This window comes from Ileibacterium valens, assembly GCF_001945525.1.
In the GTDB taxonomy this organism is placed as follows: Bacteria; Bacillota_I; Bacilli_A; order Erysipelotrichales; family Erysipelotrichaceae; genus Ileibacterium; species Ileibacterium valens.
On the sequence record NZ_MPJW01000223.1, the window covers coordinates 1 to 934 of the forward strand.

1 protein-coding gene is annotated in these 934 nt (G+C 47.1%); it reads left to right on the forward strand.

Going from position 1 to position 934, the window contains the following annotated elements:
* Positions 1-41 precede the first annotated feature (41 nt).
* A partial coding sequence (locus BO222_RS11110; protein ID WP_143357018.1) for an IS66 family transposase zinc-finger binding domain-containing protein occupies positions 42-934 on the forward strand: 893 nt, incomplete at its 3' end.

Genomic DNA, 934 nt, shown 5'->3' on the forward strand with positions numbered 1-934 from the left:
TAAATAAACTGTTTTATGGTATAATGTAATGGGTGAATACTATGCCAGAAAACAGCTCAGCAGACACATCTAACATCTCTTCAAATCCGCTCTTTCAGCAGCTGGTTAAGATCAGCCGGCAGCTGGATCAGGCTCTGGAAGACAGCCGGAAAAAAGATGACATCATCCGCTCACTGACGGAAAAGATCGATGTTCTTACTGAACAGATTGATGCAGCCAATACGACGATCGTTTCCCTGACTGAACAGATCACTCTGATGGCCGCTCAGCGCTATGGAAAGAAATCTGAGAAACGCTCGAGCGGCAAGAAGAAGGATGATGACGACGGTAATGATTCTGACTCCACACCTTCTGCCGGATCTGCGTCTGAATCCGATTCTTCCAAAAAGCCAAATACTCATCGTCCGGTTAAGAAAAAACAGACCAGAAAGCCCAAATCGACGCTGAAAGAAATGATTGAACGCATGGGTATTGATGTGGAAAAGGTTGTAAGAGAACTCGATGAGGACAAAAGGTTCTGCGAATACTGTGGTCATGAGCTCATTCCGTTTGGAGAAAAGCATCTGCGTTACGAGCTTAAGGTTGAACTTCCCAGACTCAGAGTCATTGAGTATGTGGGTGTGACTTACGGCTGCCCTGACTGTCATGCAAAAGCTGCTGACAGTGACACTCCGCTCAGTGAATGCGGACTGTCTCCCGTTCAGGCCGAGGCTCCAAAGCCGCTTCTGCCCGGAAGCTGGGCTTCCTCCTCATTTCTTGCCATGGCGATCGCCTTCAAGATTCTCTATCAGATTCCCACCAATCTTCTGATTACGATGTTCAGAGAAATGGGAATGTTCAGCGTTTCTTCAGGAACTCTGTGCAGCTGGATCATTTCAGTTTCGCAGGTTTACTTTGCTCCTCTGTTTGACAGACTCAGACAGATTCTGCTTGC